At 64.2% G+C, this 18,919-nt stretch carries 18 protein-coding genes and 4 tRNA genes; 6 read left to right on the forward strand and 16 right to left on the reverse strand.

The features are described 5' to 3' along the window. Nucleotides 1–79: 79 nt before the first annotated feature. From VN706_20015 to uvrA, 12 genes are all read right to left on the reverse strand, one after another. Nucleotides 80–152 (reverse strand) — tRNA-Thr (locus tag VN706_20015). Between the two features lie 75 nt (nt 153–227). Continuing rightward, nucleotides 228–300, reverse strand: a tRNA-Gly gene (locus VN706_20020). 87 nt (nt 301–387) lie between these two features. Beyond that, nucleotides 388–472 (reverse strand) — tRNA-Tyr (locus tag VN706_20025). Between the two features lie 82 nt (nt 473–554). Continuing rightward, nucleotides 555–627, reverse strand: a tRNA-Thr gene (locus VN706_20030). Nucleotides 628–720: 93 nt separating this feature from the next. Beyond that, entirely contained in the window at nt 721–2,136 is a 1,416-nt protein-coding gene (gene cysS, locus VN706_20035) for a cysteine--tRNA ligase (protein ID HXT17931.1), read from the reverse strand. 54 nt (nt 2,137–2,190) lie between these two features. Beyond that, on the reverse strand, nt 2,191–2,727 hold the full coding sequence (locus VN706_20040; protein HXT17932.1) for an ATP-binding cassette domain-containing protein: 537 nt from the start codon (nt 2,725–2,727) through the stop codon (nt 2,191–2,193). Between the two features lie 123 nt (nt 2,728–2,850). Next, complete coding sequence (locus VN706_20045; protein HXT17933.1) at nt 2,851–4,053, reverse strand: AI-2E family transporter; 1,203 nt, start codon at nt 4,051–4,053, stop codon at nt 2,851–2,853. A gap of 17 nt (nt 4,054–4,070) precedes the next feature. Beyond that, a complete protein-coding gene (locus VN706_20050; protein ID HXT17934.1) occupies nt 4,071–4,850 on the reverse strand; it encodes a PspA/IM30 family protein in 780 nt (259 codons plus the stop codon). Nucleotides 4,851–4,853: 3 nt separating this feature from the next. Continuing rightward, entirely contained in the window at nt 4,854–5,258 is a 405-nt protein-coding gene (locus VN706_20055) for a hypothetical protein (GenBank protein HXT17935.1), read from the reverse strand. Between the two features lie 150 nt (nt 5,259–5,408). Then, nucleotides 5,409–6,290 (reverse strand): L-serine ammonia-lyase, iron-sulfur-dependent, subunit alpha, encoded by an 882-nt coding sequence (sdaAA, locus tag VN706_20060; GenBank protein ID HXT17936.1) that lies wholly within the window; start codon nt 6,288–6,290, stop codon nt 5,409–5,411. 6 nt (nt 6,291–6,296) lie between these two features. Then, nucleotides 6,297–6,965 (reverse strand): L-serine ammonia-lyase, iron-sulfur-dependent subunit beta, encoded by a 669-nt coding sequence (sdaAB, locus tag VN706_20065; GenBank protein HXT17937.1) that lies wholly within the window; start codon nt 6,963–6,965, stop codon nt 6,297–6,299. Between the two features lie 32 nt (nt 6,966–6,997). Beyond that, nucleotides 6,998–9,832, reverse strand: a complete 2,835-nt coding sequence (gene uvrA, locus VN706_20070) for an excinuclease ABC subunit UvrA (protein HXT17938.1) — start codon at nt 9,830–9,832, stop codon at nt 6,998–7,000. A gap of 55 nt (nt 9,833–9,887) precedes the next feature. Between uvrA and cutA the strand changes: the two genes are divergently transcribed. The 6 genes from cutA to VN706_20100 all read left to right on the forward strand — a co-directional run bounded on the left by cutA (nt 9,888) and on the right by VN706_20100 (nt 15,211). Continuing rightward, nucleotides 9,888–10,223 (forward strand): divalent-cation tolerance protein CutA, encoded by a 336-nt coding sequence (gene cutA / locus VN706_20075; protein ID HXT17939.1) that lies wholly within the window; start codon nt 9,888–9,890, stop codon nt 10,221–10,223. A gap of 115 nt (nt 10,224–10,338) precedes the next feature. Beyond that, nucleotides 10,339–10,677: a tetratricopeptide repeat protein gene (locus VN706_20080; GenBank protein ID HXT17940.1), complete on the forward strand. Its 339-nt coding sequence runs from the start codon at nt 10,339–10,341 to the stop codon at nt 10,675–10,677. Between the two features lie 11 nt (nt 10,678–10,688). After that, entirely contained in the window at nt 10,689–12,218 is a 1,530-nt protein-coding gene (locus tag VN706_20085) for a transglutaminase-like domain-containing protein (GenBank protein ID HXT17941.1), read from the forward strand. A gap of 13 nt (nt 12,219–12,231) precedes the next feature. Further along, the gene (locus tag VN706_20090) at nt 12,232–12,990 is read left to right on the forward strand and encodes an ABC transporter ATP-binding protein (GenBank protein HXT17942.1); all 759 of its coding nucleotides are present in this window, start codon (nt 12,232–12,234) and stop codon (nt 12,988–12,990) included. Nucleotides 12,991–13,011: 21 nt separating this feature from the next. Then, entirely contained in the window at nt 13,012–14,724 is a 1,713-nt protein-coding gene (locus tag VN706_20095) for a hypothetical protein (protein HXT17943.1), read from the forward strand. Between the two features lie 163 nt (nt 14,725–14,887). Continuing rightward, the gene (locus VN706_20100) at nt 14,888–15,211 is read left to right on the forward strand and encodes a hypothetical protein (GenBank protein HXT17944.1); all 324 of its coding nucleotides are present in this window, start codon (nt 14,888–14,890) and stop codon (nt 15,209–15,211) included. 38 nt (nt 15,212–15,249) lie between these two features. On the opposite strand, the gene VN706_20105 is transcribed toward VN706_20100, so the two are convergent. The 4 genes from VN706_20105 to VN706_20120 are packed head-to-tail and all read right to left on the reverse strand — an operon-like array spanning nt 15,250 to nt 18,863. After that, nucleotides 15,250–15,729 carry a zinc ribbon domain-containing protein gene (locus VN706_20105; GenBank protein ID HXT17945.1) on the reverse strand — a complete coding sequence of 160 codons (480 nt, stop codon included), beginning with the start codon at nt 15,727–15,729 and terminating at the stop codon, nt 15,250–15,252. Continuing rightward, nucleotides 15,726–16,358 carry a cytochrome c-type biogenesis protein CcmH gene (locus VN706_20110; protein ID HXT17946.1) on the reverse strand — a complete coding sequence of 211 codons (633 nt, stop codon included), beginning with the start codon at nt 16,356–16,358 and terminating at the stop codon, nt 15,726–15,728. The genes VN706_20105 and VN706_20110 overlap by 4 nt, the downstream gene beginning before the upstream one ends. A 4-nt stretch (nt 16,359–16,362) precedes the next feature. Beyond that, a complete protein-coding gene (locus tag VN706_20115) occupies nt 16,363–18,411 on the reverse strand; it encodes a heme lyase CcmF/NrfE family subunit (protein HXT17947.1) in 2,049 nt (682 codons plus the stop codon). After that, entirely contained in the window at nt 18,408–18,863 is a 456-nt protein-coding gene (locus tag VN706_20120; GenBank protein ID HXT17948.1) for a cytochrome c maturation protein CcmE, read from the reverse strand. The genes VN706_20115 and VN706_20120 overlap by 4 nt, the downstream gene beginning before the upstream one ends. Between the last annotated feature and the right edge of the window lie 56 nt (nt 18,864–18,919).

Consider the following 18,919-nt stretch of genomic DNA (forward strand, 5'->3'; position numbering starts at 1 on the left):
CTTCCCTCTTCCCGCCCGCGTGTTCCCTGATGTCCAAATCTTCGAACGTGCTTCAACCTGCTTGTTCAGGCTTGCTCAGAGCTGACGATCGGGATTGAACCGATGACCTCACCCTTACCAAGGGTGTGCTCTACCAACTGAGCTACGTCAGCATTCTTGCACAATTACCAGTTTACTAAAACCTGCATCCGTGCCGCGACCGATGGTTGCATTGACACAACTCGAAGAGCGGGAGACGGGGCTCGAACCCGCGACATCAAGCTTGGAAGGCTTGCGCTCTACCAGCTGAGCTACTCCCGCATCGCCTGCGCTCCCACTCCAACTCCACTCACATCCTCCACCAACCGCCCGCTCGCGGGCACCCGCCCGACGCCATCGCCCTTCGCATGGTGGGGGAAGGATTCGAACCTTCGTAGGGCGTTAACCCGGCAGATTTACAGTCTGCTGCCATTAGCCACTCGGCCACCCCACCGGATTGTCCTGCGCGACCACCCACTCAACGTCTTCTACGACGCTCCGATAGCGGCGACGAATCACCTTTCCTCAACAAACAGAGCTGACGGCGAGAATCGAACTCGCAACCGCCTGATTACAAATCAGGTGCTCTGCCAATTGAGCTACGTCAGCAGACGGCCAATTTTGCGCGAGACTCGTAGGATAGCCAGGCTGGGAAAGCAAGTCAAGACGCGCTCCTACCGTTAGTTACAGAGTTCGCCCGTTCTACCGCGCCCGCTTCCATTTGGTCCCCTGCGCCGTATCCTCGATCGCAATTCCCCGCGCGGTCAGCTCACCCCGAATCTCGTCCGCCGCCGCAAAATCCCGCCGCTCACGCGCCGCCCTCCGCGCCGCCATCCGCTCCTCCACCCACGCAACGAGCTCAGGATCCTCGACCATCCGATCCGGCACCAGATCCAACACCGAGTCGATCCGCGCAAACGCTCGCCGCGCCTCATCCAACGCCGCCTCATCCGTGCCGCGCCTGTCCAGCTCGGCATTCGCATTGTGAATGAAGGTGAACAACCCGGCCAGCGCATTCGGCGCGTTCAAATCATCGAACAACGCCCCCTCCACCTCCGCCACTGCCGTCCTCGCCGCCTCAGCTAGTGCCGGCGTCCCACCCGATGCGCCCGCCAACCGATCCGCGAAATCACCCACGCGCCGAACCGCATTGATCGACGCCTCGAGCGCCTCCTCGGACAGATTCAACTCCTTCCGATAGTGCGTGTTGAACACGAAATGCCGCACCGAAGCTGCCGAGATCTGGGCCTCGCGCATCCCCTTGACCGTGGTGACGTTGCCCAGGCGCTTGGCCATCTTGGTGCCTTCGATCAATAAGAAGGCACCATGGCACCAGAATCGTGAGAACGTAGCGCCAGTAGCAGCCTCGGACTGCGCGATTTCGTCTTCATGATGCGGAAAGATGAGATCGATTCCGCCGCAGTGGATGTCCAGCGTCTCGCCCAGCAGATCGATCGCCATCGCCGAACATTCCAGGTGCCACCCGGGCCGACCCCTGCCCCACGGCGAGTCCCACGCCGCCCCGGTCACCTCATCGTTGGGCGTCGCGGCTTTCCAGAGCGCAAAGTCCTGCGCGTTTTCCTTCGAGTAGTCATCCTGCGCGACGCGAGCGCCGGTCTTGAGCTCGCGCTTGTCGAGGCGCGACAGCCGCCCGTACTGCGGAAACCGGTCGATGGCGAAGTACACCGATCGGTCGTCGGCGACGTAGGCGACGCCGCGCTCGATCAGCGTGGCGACCAGCGCGATCATCTGCGGGATGTAGTCCGTCGCCTTCGGATAGACCTCCGCGCGCTCGATGCGCAGGTACTCGCGGTCCTGATGAAAAACTTCGGTGACCGGCTCCGTCACTTGGCGAATCGTTTTTTTCTGTTCGTGCGCGCGCTTGATGATCTTGTCATCGACGTCCGTCAGGTTCATCACCTGGCGCACCTTCCATCCGCGCAGACGCAGCGTCCGCCGCAGCAAGTCCGCGAACAAAAACGTGCGAAAGTTGCCGAGGTGGGCGGGGTTGTACACGGTGGGTCCGCAGCTGTAGATGCGTACCGTCTCGCCGTCCGCGGGCGCGAACGGTTCGATCGAGCGCGTCATCGTGTTGAACAGGCGGAATTCGGCGGGCATGCGTCAGCGCGTTGAGGTGAATTCAACGAATGCTAGACGTGTCCCGAAGAGCGGTCAACAAATCTGCGCGCGCGCGAAGCCTTCGGCGACGCGCGTCGCGGCGCGGACGTGTGGTCGCAGCACACCGCCGCGAAGCTCGACCATGCGCGTCGTGACGTCGGCGACGCTGTCCGCCTCGCGAGCGCCGACGACGATTGCATCGCCCGCCGCTCGACGCCCGGCAATCCACGTGCGGACGTGGGCGCCGGCGAGGACGTCCGCCGGCAGATCGACGAGATGGACGTGCGCATCGCCCGCCGCTCCGGCGCGAAGCAAGTCGGTGCGCGCGACGTGATAGACCGCGCGTCGCGCCGCGAGCGCCCGATCGCGTTCGCCAAACCATTCGATGTCGCCGGCGTCGACTCGCAGCAGGCCGGCGAGGCACAACATCAACGTGGACTTGCCCGCGCCCGCGGCACCGATGATGGCGATGGCGTCGCCGCAACGCACGGTGAGATCGATGCCGCGCAGCACGTTTGCCGAGGCGACGCAATTGCCGTCACCGGCGATGTAGCGTTTGCGTACGCCGCGGACCTCGAGCGCGATCGACATGCGGCAATCTTTCGCGCGGATCGCCGTCGTTCACCATCATTTTGTCGCCGACCGGGCTATTGTCGCGCGGGCCTCACGCACGTTCACGCACGTTCACGCACGTGCGCGCACGTTCGCGCACGTTCACGCACTCCGCCGCGCCCCCGACCGCTCCGCCGCCGTCACCACATCGAACGACGTCCCCGGCGGCACGATCACACCACCACCGGGTGCCGGCACGCGCAACACCACGGGACGCTCGCGCGTCGTGCGGCGGAAGCCCTGTCCTTCGTAGATGCGCGTGATCAGAATCCGGCGCACGATCACCATCAGCGCGGCGAGCGTCGGCAGCGCGACGATCAGGCCCAGCGGCCCAAGCAACTTTCCAATCACCAGCACCGACATGATCGTCAGCACCGGCGGCAGATCGACCTTCTTCGACATCACGAGCGGCGAAACGATGTTGCCCTCGATCAAATGCACCACCACGCCAAGTCCAACAACCAACAGCGCGTGGCCGAGCGGCGTGAAGCCGTAGTAGCCCTTGCCCGTCAGCACGAACAACGCCGGCAGCGTCGTCGACAACAGCGTGCCGAAGAACGGGACGATCGCCACGAGCCCGGTGAAGATGCCGAACGGCAGCCAGAACGGCACGTTCAACAAATACAAACCAAGCGCGGTGATCGCGCCCAGGAAGGTCATCGTCAACAGCTGGCCGACGATGTACGCACGCAGCGCATCGGCGAGATCGGCGAGCACGTCGCGCACGAGATCGCGATGGATCGGCGGAAAGAGCGCGATCAGCCACTCGCGATACAACGCGGGATGCAGCGAGAGGTAGATCGCCATCACCATCACCGCGAAAATGCTGATCGCGGCATCGACGAGCTGGAACACCTTCGTGGGAATCGTCCCGAAGAATCCGCTGAATTGATCGTAGACCGCGTGCACCATCCGATGCTCGCCCGGCGGTCCGACAATGTCACGCAGCGCGGGCATGCGGTTCGCCATCCCGTCGATGCCGTTCTCCCACGCCGTCACCTGATCGGGCAGCGCCTGAATCAGCTTGCGCGTCTGATCGATCACCGGCGGCGCGAGAATCCACCCCAGCAACACCAGCACGCTCAGCGATCCGATGATCGCGAACGCGAGACACGCGCCCTCGGGCAGGCGCGTGTGCCGTTCGATCAAACCGGCGACCGCGCCCCAGAACAACGAGATGAGGATGCCGAGCATCAGCAGCACAAAAACCTCAGCGACCGTCTTGAACAGCCAGATGCCCAGGACTGTCAATACCGTCGCTGCCAGGATGGGGCCGAACTTGAACCGCCCCACCGGAACTACCATGCGCGTGCCGTCAGAGGTCAATGGCTTTTCTTCTCGGTGATGTCCTCGATCTCGGCGTGGACTTCCTCTTCGTTGCTTCCCGCGCCGAGCGCTTTCTTCTCGGGTGATCCAGCAGGGAGCATGCCCATCTTCTGCTTGAGGGCAAGAAGCTGCATGTCGACGGTACCCGCCGCCGCGCCGCGCTCGAGCTGCTTGAAGTCCTGCGCGAGGCGGTCGCCCGTGAACTCCTCTTCGATTTCGATCGACGCCTTGAGCTGGCGTTCGTTCGTTTCGATACGCTCTTCCATGCGGGCGAATGCGTCGAACGCCGACTTCTCCGACATCGACGACATCGTTTCGGCGATGCGCTTCTGCGCCTGCGCGCGACGCTGCCGCGCGACGAGCAGATTCTTCTTGCGCTTGGCTTCTTCGATCTTGTCGTTCAGATCGCGGAGCGAGTTCTTGAGCTTCTCCGTTTCCATGCGGTGCTGCTCCCACGTCTGCTCGAGCTGCTGGCCGTGGGTGGAATGCTCCTGCTGCCGCATGAGGGCTTGCTTGGCGAGATCGTCGCGGCCTTCCTTGATCGCGAGCATCGCCTTGTTCTCCCAATCGGCCGCCTGCTTGAACTCGGCGTCCGCCTGATCGCGCAATCGCTTCTCGTCGGCGATCGCCGTGGCCACCTGCTGCTTGGCCTTGGCGAGCTGCGAGCGCATGTCGACCAGAATCTGATTCAACATTTTCTCCGGGTCTTCAGCCCGGGAGATCATGTCGTTGATGTTCGAGCGCAGCAGCGCCGACAGTCTATCGAAGATGCCCATGGATTAGTGTGCCTCGCGGTACGAGCCGAGTTCACGCAGATGCGACGCCAGCGCCACGGTGATGCTCTCGTAGGCGGCGAGGAATTCCTCGAAATCGAGGTGCGACAGCTCGAGCGCCTCGGTCATGACGATGGAATTGTTCTCGATGCCGTAGGAGCCGTGCACCAGATCGGTGGCGTTCAGCTCGAGCAGCCGGCGACTGAGGGTCGCCAGCGAGTCCGCGTTACTGGGAAGCGTCATCACTTTGACGCGCAGCACCACGACGGGCGGTGAGAAGTGCACGACGACGCTGAAATCCAGCTCGCCGCTCGGCTTCAATACATAGAGGCCGGGTTCGACTTCCGAGTACGTCGCCCCCTCGCCCTCCAACCGGTCGAGAAAGCGTTCGATGTCTTCCTTGGTCACCATCGCGTGGTCCTGGCGTGAGATGCTCTAGTTCCTACGATGCAAAGCCGAGAACGTTTCAAGCTGACACTACGTGTCGTCCCGAGCGCAGCGAGGGATGACGGATAAGGTATGACGCGACAGCGCGTTCGGCGAGACGGCCCGACAGGCGTCTCATTCGCTGCGCTTGATCTGCACCAACCGTTCGCGCGCCAATCGTCGTCCCGTCGGCGTGGCGGCGAGGCCGCCGCCCGCCGTTTCGCGATAGCGCACGTCCATCTCGCGACCGATGTCGCCCATGGTATCGATGACTTCATCGGCCGGAATGGCGAACGTGATGCCGGCCATCGCCATCTCGATCGCCGCGAGGGCGATCGCCGCGCCCGTCGCATTGCGGAAGACGCACGGCAGCTCCACCAGGCCACCGAGTGGATCGCAGACGAGGCCCAGCGTTCCCTGCTGGGCGAGCGCCACGGCGTGCATCGCCTGCTCCGGCGAGCCACCCATCATTTCCGTTCCCGCGCCCGCCGCCATGCCGGCCGCGGCTCCCGTCTCCGCCTGACACCCACCCTCCGCGCCGGACAACGACGCACGCTCGGCGACGACGGCGCCGATCAATCCGGCGGTCGCGAGCGCGTCGATCAGCTTTTCGTCGTCGAAGTTGTTGGCGTGCGCCAATCCGGTGAGCACCGCGGGCAGCACACCGGCGCCGCCCGCGGTTGGCGCCGCGACGATCACTCCCATCGCGGCGTTCACTTCCTGCACGGCGAGCGCCCTCGCAAGAATGTCCCGGAACGGCGTGTTGGCCAGCGGGCCATGGCGCCCGTGCACGAGCTTTGCGGCGTCGCCGCCGACCAAACCCGATGCGGATTTCATGTTGCCGGTGAGGCCTTGCTCGACGGCGCCCTTCATCACCGTCAGCGCGCGGCGCAGCACGTCGCGAATTTCGCCGACGGGGCGGCCCTGATCGTCGGATTCGGTCTCGAGCGCGAGCTGGGAGAGCGAGATGCCGCGCGACGTCGCGTCGCGGACGGCCGCCGTGAGAGACTTATACATATTATTTTATGCCGAAACTTTATCAAGGCGAAACGCCCATCGCACCCACGGCAGCGCGCGGATGTGGTCGCGCACGGTTTCGTCGGGATAGTCGTCCAGCTCGATCACCATGAACGCGTCGCCGCCCTTCTTCTGCCGTGTGAGCCGAAGCGTCGCGATGTTCAATCCGTCCTCGGCGAGCAGCGACGCGATCTTCGCGATCGACCCGCGCATGTCCTCGGCCACCAGCACGATCGTGTGATAGTTTCCTGATACCTCGACCGGAAACCCATCGATCCTGCTCACGAGCACGCGCCCCGCACCGAGCGATGCGCCGGTCATCACCGCCGACCGGTCGGCGCGCTCGACGGTGATGCGCACGCTGTTCGGATGCGCCTCCTCGTCGAGCGTCGTCTTCTCGAACCGATAATCCAGCCCCTCACGCTCCGCGATCTCGAGGGCCGTGCGAATGCGATCGTCGTCCGGGCGAAAGCCCATCAAACCCGCGACGATCGCTTTGTCGGTGCCGTGTCCTTCACCGGTGCGCGCGAACGACCCGTGCAGCTCGATCTTCGCGCGCTCGGGCGTTCCGCCGACGAGGCCGCGGGCGAGAAGCCCGATCCGGCACGCGCCTGCGGTGTGTGATGAGCTCGGCCCAACCATGACGGGGCCGATGATGTCGAGGAGGGAGACCATTCGTGAAACCTAGACGGTGGTGTCACACGCGTTCACCCAGCCTTGCGCTTCTTCTCTCTCGCCAGCAACGGCCTCAGGAATTCACCGGTATACGACGCCTGTACCGCCGCCACATCCTCCGGCGTCCCCTGCGCGACAATCGTCCCGCCGCGGTTTCCGCCTTCCGGCCCGAGATCGAGGATCCAGTCGGCCGTCTTGATCACGTCGAGATTGTGCTCGATGACGAGCACCGTGTTCCCGCGATCGACGAGCCGATGCAGCACGTCGAGCAACACACGAACGTCCTCGAAGTGCAACCCCGTCGTCGGTTCGTCGAGAATGTAGAACGTCCGTCCGGTGTCGCGTTTAGATAACTCTGATGCCAGCTTCACGCGCTGCGCCTCGCCGCCGGACAGCGTCGTCGCGCTTTGGCCCAGGTGGATGTAGCCAAGCCCCACGTCGGAAAGCGTTTGCAATTTCTGATGAATGCGCGGCTGATTCTGGAAGAACGCGCACGCGTCTTCGACCGTCATCTCCAGCACGTCGGCGATCGTCATGCCGCGAAAGCGTACCTCGAGCGTCTCGCGATTGTAGCGCTTGCCTTTGCACACCTCGCAGGGGACGTACACGTCCGGCAGGAAGTGCATCTCGATCTTCACGAGACCGTCGCCCTGGCACGACTCGCAGCGGCCGCCCTTCACGTTGAACGAGAAGCGCCCCGGCCCGTAGCCGCGAATCTTCGCCTCGGGCATCTCGGCGAACAATTCGCGAATCGGCGTAAAGAGGCCGGTGTACGTGGCGGGATTCGACCTCGGCGTACGCCCGATCGGACTCTGATCGATGTCGATGACCTTGTCGATGTGCTCGAAGCCCGTGATGCGCGTGTGCGCACCCGGAATCACTCGCGCCCGATAGAAATGCCGCGCGAGCGAGCGATGCAGAATGTCTTCGATCAACGTCGACTTGCCGGAACCCGACACGCCGGTCACCGCCACGAACATGCCGAGCGGAATCTCGACGTCGAGGTTGCGCAGGTTGTGCTCGCGCGCGCCCTCGATGCGAATCTTCTTGTGCGCATCGACCGGCCGGCGCGCCGGCGGCGTCGCGATCTTCATCTCGCCGCTCAGAAACTTGCCCGTCACGGAGTTCGGGTTGCGCATGATCTGATCGACGTCGCCCACCGCGATCACTTCGCCCCCGTGCTTCCCCGCGCCGGGGCCCAAATCAATGATGTGGTTCGCGGCGCGCATGGTCTCTTCGTCGTGCTCGACGACGATCACCGTGTTGCCGAGGTCGCGCAGCTGCTCGAGCGTGGCCAGCAGGCGCGAGTTGTCACGCTGGTGGAGTCCGATCGACGGCTCGTCGAGGATGTACAACACACCCACCAACCGCGAACCGATCTGCGTCGCCAACCGGATGCGCTGTGCCTCACCGCCCGACAACGATTCCGCCGATCGGCCGAGTGTGAGGTAGTCGAGTCCGACGTCGACGAGAAAGCGCAGGCGCTCCTTGACTTCCTTGAGAATTGGACCGGCGATTTCCGGATCGAGCCCCGGCTTCTTGTCGGTGCGCACCGGCACGCGATCAAAGAACGCTAAAGTCTCGGTGACCGGATATTCGACGACCTCGCCGATGTTCTTCCCTTCGACCGTGACGGCGAGCGATTCCGGCTTGAGCCGCCTGCCCTCGCACGCCGAGCACGGCACCTCGATCATGTATTCCTGAAGCTCCATGCGCACGGTATCGGAATCGGATTCCTCGTACCGGCGCTCGATGTTGCGAAGCACGCCTTCCCATTCGATCGAATCTTTGCCTGCCGCCCTCTTGCCTTTGTCGCCGTGGAGGATGGAGTCGCGCACGCTCTTCGACAGGTCGCCCCACGGCGCGTTCAGATCGAACTTGAGCTGCCGCGCCAACGCCGGCAGCACGATCTTCCGCAGATACCCGCTCGGCTCACCCCACGGGATGATCACGCCCTCGAGAATCGAGATGCGCGGATCGCCCAGGATGAGCTGCTCGCTCACGCGGCGCGTGGTGCCAAGGCCGCCGCACTTGGGGCATGCGCCGAAGGGCGAGTTGAACGAGAAGTGTCGCGGCTCGAGCTCGGGCAAGGAGATGCCGCAGGTCGGACAGCCGTAGCGCTCGGAGAATACCTCGGCGGTCTTCGAATCGGCGTTCCCGACTTCGACGACACCGTCCGCCAGCTTGAGGGCCGTCTCGACCGAATCGGTCAACCGCGCGCGATCTTCGTCGCGCACGACGAGACGATCCACGATCACGGAAATCGAATGGTTTTGGCGCTTGTTGAGCTTGGGCGGCGACGCGACCTCGATCAGCTCACCGTCGACGTACGCGCGAATGAATCCCTGCCGGCGCACCTGCTCGAACAGATCGCGGAACTCGCCCTTGCGACCTTGCACGAGCGGCGCGCGCACTTCGATGCGTGTGTCGCGCGGCCACGTCAACACGAGCCCCGCGATCTGCGCCGCGCTCTGTCGCTGCACCGGACGCCCGCAGTTGGGACAATGCGGCGTACCCGCGCGCGCCCATAGCAGGCGGAGGTAGTCGTAGATCTCGGTGACGGTGCCGACCGTCGAGCGCGGATTGTGGCCCGCCGTCTTCTGCTCGATGGAAATGGCGGGCGACAGTCCTTCGATCGAATCGACGTCCGGCTTTTCCATCAGCCCAAGGAATTGTCGCGCGTACGCCGACAGCGATTCGACGTAGCGGCGCTGTCCTTCGGCGTAAATCGTGTCGAACGCCAACGACGATTTGCCGGAGCCGGACAAGCCCGTGATGACCGTCAGGCGATCGCGTGGGATCGTGACGTCGATGTTCCTGAGGTTGTGCTCGCGGGCACCCCGTACGATCAGCGCATCTTCTGCCATAGCCAGGGAAAAGTGCCCATCGGACCGAGCTGATACAAGGTCGCTATATTCGGGGATGCCTCATACGGACGCCATCGTCGTGCTGACCACCGTCGCCTCGGACGAGGAGGCGGTGAAATTCGTGCGGACGCTGCTCGAACGGCGGTTGATCGCCTGCGGGACGCTTCTTCCGGCGGCGCGCTCGCTCTATCGTTGGCAAGGCAAGCTCGCCGACGAGCGCGAAGTGGTTGTCATGCTCAAGACCCGCTCGGCGCGCCTCGATTCGTTGCGCGCCGCGTTCGACGAGCTGCATCCATACAAGGTGCCGGAGCTGCTCGCCCTTCCAGTCGAGGCCGGAACCGAGAAGTACCTGGAGTGGATCAACGGCGAGACGACGCTCGCGCTGACGTAAGCAACGCGGTAGCACGGCGGAAGTACGGCGGCAGCACAACTGCAGCACAACTGCAGCACGGCAGGACCGATTGACGGCAGGTACCTCAACGACAACTCTCGTTTCACGCCGGACCATGACGTCGAAGGACAAACTCGAAGAAACCGATGTCGAGGCACTCATCGAGCTCGGCATTTCGCTGTGCCGCCGCGCGCGCTGGCGCGATGCGATCGCTCCGCTCGAGCGCGCCGTCAGCCTCGATCCCGAGAAAGCGGTCGCGCACTACCAGCTCGGCGAATCGTACAATCAGGTCGACCGGCTGCCCGAGGCGCTTGCTTCATATGAAACGGCGGCGCGACTGCAGCCTGAGAACTGGCGTGCGATGAACGCCATCGGCCGTGTACTCGATCGCATGAGTCGTCCCGAAGAAGCGACGGCCGCGTATCAACGCGCGCGGGAAGCGCAACGCCGCTAATGCACAGGCGCGTGCTGGTCGGGACCGCGATCATCATCGCGTGGCTCGCCGGCATCGCGCTGCTGGTTCATCGCGAGTACTTCCGCCCGCAAGTCGAACGCCTGGCGGAAGCGGCCATGCGCATTTCTCCCGGCGCGGTCTACTACGGCGTGATGCAGGGCACGAGACAGATCGGCTTCGCCTCGTCGACCATCGACACCGCGCAAGCCTCGATCACCGTCAACGACTACTTCGTCGCCGACATTCCCATCGGTGGGAAAGCGCGCCGCGCGACCGCGCGCACCAACGTGACGCTCTCGCGCGCTCTGCGCCTCAAGAATTTCGATCTTGCGCTGGACACGGAGAGCGGGCCGGTTCGTGCGCGCGGTTTGGTCGAAGGCGACAGCGTGCTGCTGCTCAACATCTCGTCGGGCAACGATACGGGACGCACGTCGCGCATTCCGATCGACGGCCCAATCCTGCTTCCGACGCTCGTCCCGCTCGCGGTCGCCCTGGGCGAGAAGCCGAAAGTCGGCAAACACTACACGCTTCCCGTGTTCGATCCCTCGACGATGGCCCCGAAGAACGTCGAGCTCGAGGTGCGCGCCGAATCGCTGTTCATCGTGAATGACAGCTCGGTGTACGATTCGACCTCCAAGCGTTGGCGCGGCATTCAACCCGATTCGATTCACGCGTGGCAAATCACCTCGTCGTCGAACGGCGGATTCTCCGGATGGATCGACGAGCAGGGGCGCATCGTGGAGACGACGCAGCTTGGCTTCGCGCTGCGGCGCCTGCCCTACGAAGTCGCATTCGAGAACTGGCGCGCCGACTCGAATCACACCATGGTGAGTGACGATCGCGACATCCTCGAGACAACGGCGATCGCCGCGAACAAGAAGCTCGATCGGAACGTCGAATCGTTGACCGCGCGCCTCACGGGAGCCGACCTGTCGGGATTCGACATCAGCGGCCAACGGCAGCGCTTCTCCAACGGAACGCTGACGATCACGCAGATTCCGCCGGAAGCCTTCACGTCGAAGTATCTCGTCGGGCAACGGCCGCCCGTCGATTCGAAGTACACGAGCCCCGAGCCGCTCATCCAGAGCGACGATCCGCAGATTCGCCGGCTCGCGCTTCGCATCGAGGGGCCGCATCGCGACCCGCGGCTCGTTGCCGAACAAATCAACGCGTGGGTATACGACTCGATTCGCCCGCGCGTCACCTTCGGCATTCCAAGTGCGCTCGAAGTGCTCGACAAGCGCGTCGGCGATTGCAACGAGCACACCCAACTCTACGTCGCGCTCGCGCGGGCGATCGGGCTCCCGGCGCGCATTGCCTCGGGCCTCGCCTACGTCGGCGGAAAGTTTTACTACCACGCCTGGCCCGAGGTCTACCTCGGGGACTGGGTCCCCGTCGACCCAACGTTCGGCCAGTTTCCTGCAGACGCTGCGCACCTGCGGCTCATCGTCGGCGGACTCGGTCGCCAAGCCGAGCTGCTGCGGGTGATGGGCAATCTTCAAATCAAAGTGCTGATGGCCAACTCGCGTCCCACGCCCTGAATACGCCTCGCGCATGATCAAGCTCACGAACCTGACCAAGCGATACGGCAGCTTCACCGCGGTGAACGGCATCGACCTCGAGGTGCCGCGCGGGGAGCTGTTCGGATTCCTTGGCCCCAATGGCGCGGGCAAGACGACGACGCTGCGCATGATCGCCGGCATCCTGCGTCCAACGAGCGGCGTGGTCGAGATCGGCGGCATCAACATCGAGCGTGAACCGATCGCGGCGAAGGCGAAGCTCGGCTTCATTCCCGATCGGCCGTTCATCTATGAAAAGCTCACGGGCGCCGAGTTCCTGCGCTTCGTGGCGGGCTTATACGATCAGGAAGGTGAGCAGGTCGAGCACCGCGCGCGCGAGCTGCTGGCACTGTTCGATCTCGAGGAGTGGCGCGACGAGCTGGTCGAGAGCTACAGTCACGGCATGAGACAAAAACTTATCATCTCGAGCGCGTTCGTGCATCGGCCCGAGGTGATCGTCGTCGACGAGCCGATGGTCGGGCTCGACCCGAAGGCCGCGCGCATTCTGAAGGATCTCTTTAGAGAATACACACGACGCGGCCACACGATCATGATGTCCACGCACACGCTCGAGGTGGCCGAGTCGCTGTGCGATCGCATCGCGATCATACAGGCGGGCGTGATTCGCGCCCAGGGCACCATGGCCGAGCTGCGCTCGAGCGCCGCGTCCGGCACGGAAGGGCTCGAGCAGATTTTCTTGCGCCTGACGGGCGAGAACGCGGCGCGCGCGCTGGTCGACGTGCTGGATGCGTAGAGATTCCTCGCTGCGATCGGAATGACGCACATCGCCGGAATGACGGCACTCCCTGACCCGTCCACGCGCCACCTGCTCGTGCCCAAGTGGCTCACCGCCCGCGCGCGCGCGGCCGGTGGCGGCGAACGCGGTCACGGCGCGCGGATGCTCTTGCTCGCGGTGTTCGGACTCGGCTTCTGGGCATTCATCTTCGTGATGCTCTATCGCCTGCTGCGCTACTTCAAGGGCGTGCAGGAGATCGGACCGCTGCTCGCCGGCAAGCTGCTCGGGCTCATTCTCGTCGGCTTCTTTTCCATTCTGCTGCTCTCGAACATCATCACCGCGCTGTCGAGCTTCTTCCTCGCGCGCGATCTCGATCTGCTCGTTTCGGCGCCGGTGGATTGGCTCAAGGTATATCTCGCGAAGCTCATCGAAACGCTCGTGAACTCGAGCTGGATGGTCGTGTTGATGGCGGTGCCGATGTTCGCCGCGTACGGTGTCGTGTACGACGGCGGTGTTCTCTTTCCGCTCATCGTCGTCGCGACGTTTCTGCCGTTTCTGATCGTCCCCGCGGTAATCGGCAGCGCGGTGACGCTGCTGCTCGTGAACGTGTTCCCGGCACGGCGCACGCGCGACATTCTGAGCGTGATCGCCGTGCTCGCGGCCGGCGGCATCGTGGTGTTGTTCCGGCTCGTGCGGCCCGAGCGACTCGCGCGTCCAGAAGGATTCCGCTCGCTCGTTGACTTCATCAGTATCCTGCGCGGGCCCACCTCGCCGATGCTGCCGAGCGAGTGGGTGCAGCGCGCGGTGATGTCCTGGCTCGACGTGAAGACCGACTTGCTGCCGTACTACATGCTCTGGTCGACCGCGGCTGCTTCGTTCGTGCTCGGCGCGGCGCTGCATCGGTGGCTGTATGCGAAGGGCTTCAGCAAGGCGCAGGAAAGCGCGCAACGCTGGGCGCGCGGCGGTCCGCTCGGCCGCGTGGGGCGGACGCTGCTCAATCCAGTCGGCATCGTGCGCCGCGAGCTCGTGCTCAAGGAAATTCGCGTCTTCTTCCGCGACACGACGCAGTGGTCGCAGCTCATTCTGCTCGGCGTGCTGGTGCTGGTGTACGTGTTCAACATCAAGTTTCTGCCGCTGCGCGGCGAAGGGGTCACGTTCTTTCTTGTGAATGTCGTGCCCTTTTTGAATCTCGTACTCGCCGGTTTTGTGCTGGCGTCGATCGCGGCGAGGTTCATTTTTCCCGGCGTGAGTCTCGAGGGCCGCACGCTGTGGTTGCTTCGCTCCAGCCCCATGTCAGTTCGCTCATTGTTATGGGCGAAGTTCTGGGTGGGTACGCTACCGCTCCTGATTCTCGCCCTGGCGATCGTCGGCATCACCGACTATCTGCTGCAGGTGAGCGACTTCATGTTCGCGGTGTCGGTCTTCTCGATCACGTTCATGACGCTGGCGATCGCGGGCATGGCGCTCGGGTTCGGGACGATGTTCCCGCAGTTCGAGACCGAGAACGCCGCGCAGATCCCGACGTCGTTCGGCGGCCTGGTGTTCATGATGTCGTCGGTGGCGCTGATCGGCGCCGTGGTGATTCTCGAGGCCAAGCCGGTGTACGGGTATCTCTCGGCGCAGGCCTTTGGGTCGGATGCCGACCCGATCGAGATGATCATCGGCTTTGGGTTGGCGGCGCTGCTCTGCGCCGCCGTGACCCTCGTGCCGATCGAGGTGGCGCTCCGGCGGCTGGAGGCGGTCGAACGTTAAGGTTTGATGACGGCGAAACGCCGGTGTGACGCCGTTTTCGGAGCCAGGGTCTGTCTTCCCGGATTCCCACAGCGGGTTCGGGAGTCCGCTCGGTTGCGAGTATCGCGTCCTCGGTCGACCAGGACGCTTCGATAGAACCCCACCCCTCCGGAGGAAGTCTCACATGAAGCGTATCGCCCTGTTTGCGGCCGCCGCGATTGTTCTCGCCGGCGCCCAGCTCCACGCCCAGGACACCACCAAGAAGGCCGCGAAGAAGCCGGCCGCCACGTCGACCAAGTCGGCCGCGAAGACCGCTGACAAGGCCGCGAACAAGGCTTCGGCCGACGCGAAGACGGCGACGAAGGCCGCCACCGACGCGAAGAAGGAAGCCAAGGTCGCCTCCAACGCCGCCGACAAGGCTGCCGGCGCCACGGCCCCGAAGAAGGCCAGCCACAAGAAGAGCAGCAAGAAGGCCGCTCCGAAGGATTCGACCAAGAAGGGCAGCTAAGGCAGTCAAGGCTGCGACGCAGCCGGCCCCGGTCCTCCCTACGCCGCGAGCCGGTTCCCGCAGTTCACGCAGTACCGAGCATCCTGCTCGACGACAGGTGCGCCGCAATCGGCGCACCTGTCGTGTAAGTACCGGCCACAGTCCGAGCAGAAGAGCGCATCCGACTCGGGACGCGCGCCGTGCACCGGACAGGCGCCGTGCGACTCGCGATACGCCCGCACCGCCTCCTCGATCTCTTCGTCCGAGGGCGCGCCCGCTACCACCGGCTTGCGACGCATCGCCTCGATCGCCTCGCGCGTGTACCGGCTTTTGAGCTCCGCGTAGTCCGTGTCCGACAACTTGCCCGTCGCGCGATCGAACTCGATCTCGCGCAACGCGGCGACCGCGGAATCACCCTCGTTCAGTCGCGGCGTGAATCGCGTCGGCACCGGACGACGCGAGACACCGAAGAACACCGGAAAGAGCACGAACGCGAGCGCGCTGACGGCGAGCAGCGTGCCGAGAACGAGCGCGATCACGCGTCGTCGTCGCCGCGGACGGCGGCTTCGAGCCGCGCCAACTCGTCGGGCGTCGCGTCCACGTCGAGCGCCACCGGGCGCGACTGAGGCGCATGACTCGCCGCGCGCCGGCCCATGCGGCGCAGCAGCATCGCGAGGATGGAGCCGGCAACGATCACGCCAATCCCCGGCGTGATCCAGGCGAGCAAGTTGAAGCCGGATTTCTTCGGCGCCATCAACGCGCGCTGGCCGTACGTGTTCACGAACGCGTCGATGATCTCCTGCGCGCCGTAGCCCCCGCGCACGAGCTCCACGATGTCGGCGTGCATCGCCGGCGACACCTGGCACGTGAAGTCGGTCGTGCGGCAGGTGAAGACGTCGAGCGTGCAGCCGCACTGGCAATGAATGCGATGCTCGAGATCATCTCGTTCATCATCGCTGAGCACGGGCACCGCATTCGGCTTTGGCGGGAGACGCACCGACCGCGCGGCGTTCTGATCCATCGCGAACAGGTTGGTCGTGTCCTTCATGACCATCGTGTCGTGGATCATGCCGCGCTGCGCGGGCGTCTGCGCCGAGACGCCGGCGCCCGCGAAGAGCGCAGCTGCACTTCCCGCGACGCGCTCCAGGAATTGACGTCGCGTGGTCATGGGGTCATACGCCGACCGGCATTTCGCTTGCCGCGGTCACGGCGCCGTGAGCCGGCATGACCGCGGCGTACCCTGCCTGCGGACGGCGACGCTCGGCTTGCGGCCACATGACGATCAAGCCGCCGATCATCATCAGGAATCCCGACGTCCACACCCACATCACGAGCGGATTGAACGTGATGCGCATCTCCGCCGTGTTGGCGTCTGGCACCTGCGTGAGGACGACGTACACGTCCTGCCGCGGCCGCGACTTGAGACCGATCTCGGTGATCTCGTTGAAGAGATCGTTCCCCATCGCATCCTTGTACTGGCGCTTCTCGGCGGTGATGAGGCCGACGCGCCGGCCATCGCGGAAGGCGTCGAGCGTCGCGGCCTTCACGGAGCGATCGCGCCGGTCGGAGGTCGACACGCCCTGGCTCACGAACTTCCAGGTGTGGCCGTACGGATCCTTCGTCTGGTACGACTCGCCCGTCCTGATCGTGATGTCCGATTCCTTCTTGAACGCCATGCCGGCGAACGCCGCGAACAGCATCACGATGCCGGCGTGGACGATGTACCCGCCATAGCGCCGGCGGTTCCGGCCCACGAGATGTATGAACGCTGTAATGAGCGATTCCTCATGAATCGCCTGGCGGGCGCGCATCCCTTTGTAGAATTCCTGCACGATCGTCCCCGCGACGAACCCGCACAGCGTGTACGCCACCAGCACGTACCCGTTGCGCATGCCGAGCGCGAAGAGCACCACGCCGACGACGAGGCCGGCGATGGCCGGCGACGCGAACTGCCGTTTGAGGTTCGACACGGACGCGCGGCGCCACGCGATCAGCGGTCCAACGCCCGTCAGCGCCAGCAACAGCAGCCCGAGCGGCACGTTCACCGTATTGAAGAACGGCGGGCCGACCGTGATCTTCTCGTTCTTGACCCACTCCGAGATGATCGGGAACACCGTGCCCCACAGGACGGCGAACGCGATGCCGCACAAGAGCAGGTTGTTGTAGAGGAACGCCGCCTCGCGACTCACCATGCTCTCGAGCTCGGCCTTCGCCTCGAGGTTCGGCAATCGCGTGGCGACGAGATAGATCGTGACGCCCGTCGAGAGGAAGAAGAAGAACGCGAACCACGTCCCAACCGGCGACTGCGAGAACGAATGCACGCTCTCGATGACGCCCGAGCGCGTGATGAACGTGCCGAAGATCGAGAGCAGGAAGCTCACGACCACGAGCACGACGTTCCACTTCCGCAACATCCCGCGCTTTTCCTGAATCATGATCGAATGCAGGAACGCGGTGTTCGTCAGCCACGGCAGGAACGATGCGTTCTCCACCGGATCCCACGCCCAGTAGCCGCCCCAACCCAACTCGACATACGCCCACCACATGCCGAGCATGATGCCGACCGTGAGGAAGAACCACGAGAGCAGCGTCCAGCGCCGCACCACACTCAGCCACTCGGCGTCCAGCCGGCGCGTGAACAGCGCCGCGATCGCGAACGCGAACGGAATCGCCGTCGCGACGTAGCCCAGATACAGGTTGGGCGGATGGATCGCCATACCTGGATTCTGAAGCTGCGGATTCATTCCATTTCCGTCGAGCGGCGTGAAGTCGAGCCGCGCGAACGGGTTGGCCTTGAACGCGTCCGTGGCGATGAAGAAGACGAGGATCGCGGCCAGCGTGCCTGTCGCGTACGGAATCAGCTCGCGATTCGACTTGCGGCTCGTCGCGATGGCGATCGTCGCGTACATCGACAGGATGAGCGCCCAGAAGAGGAGCGAGCCGGCCTGGCCGCTCCAGAACGCCGTGAAGATGTACACGCTCGGCATCGTCGAGCTGATCTTGCTCGCGACGTACTCGATCGAAAAATCCTTCGTCAGCAGCGCGGTCCACAGACCGATCGACGCCAGGAGCACCATCGCGAACGTCGCGTACAATCCGCGCACGCCGCTTTCCACCAGCTCGTCGCGCCGCAAGCGAGCCCCCGCAAACGACGCCGTCATCGACCAGGCCGCCATCAACAACGCGACCCACAGCGACAACTCACCAATGATGACCGTCACGCGCGGCTGCCCGCCTTGTATCCCGGTGTCTGTTTGTACTTGTTGTATTTGTTCGCGTCCGGCGCGTTTTCATAACGCGAGGCACACTTCGCCAATAGCTCGGTCGCGTGAAAAGTTCCGTCCTGGCCCATGCGGCCGCCGATCACGACGTCCACGCTGTCGGCGAACGTGTCGGGCGCGATGCCGCGATACACGACCGGGAACGTATACGCGCCATCCGTCACCTTGAACGCGTACTCCTTTCCACTCGGCGCCTTCTGAATGGTGCCCGGCACGACGCGCGCGCCGACTTTGACGCCGACGTCGGTGAAGCGGGGGTCCTTCAGCTTGGTCGAGAGCTCGGTCGGCGTGAGATAGTACTGCCCGGTCTCGCGGATCGAGCTCGCCATCAGATAGCCGGCGACGCCAACCACCAGCGCACCGCCAAGCAGAAATTTCGATCGTGGCTTCATGTGAGGCCTCGGTGGGACAGAGCTACAATATAATGTCGCGTGCGCGGGTTCGGGTT

This window comes from Gemmatimonadaceae bacterium (assembly GCA_035606695.1).
Lineage (GTDB): Bacteria > Gemmatimonadota > Gemmatimonadetes > Gemmatimonadales > Gemmatimonadaceae > JAQBQB01.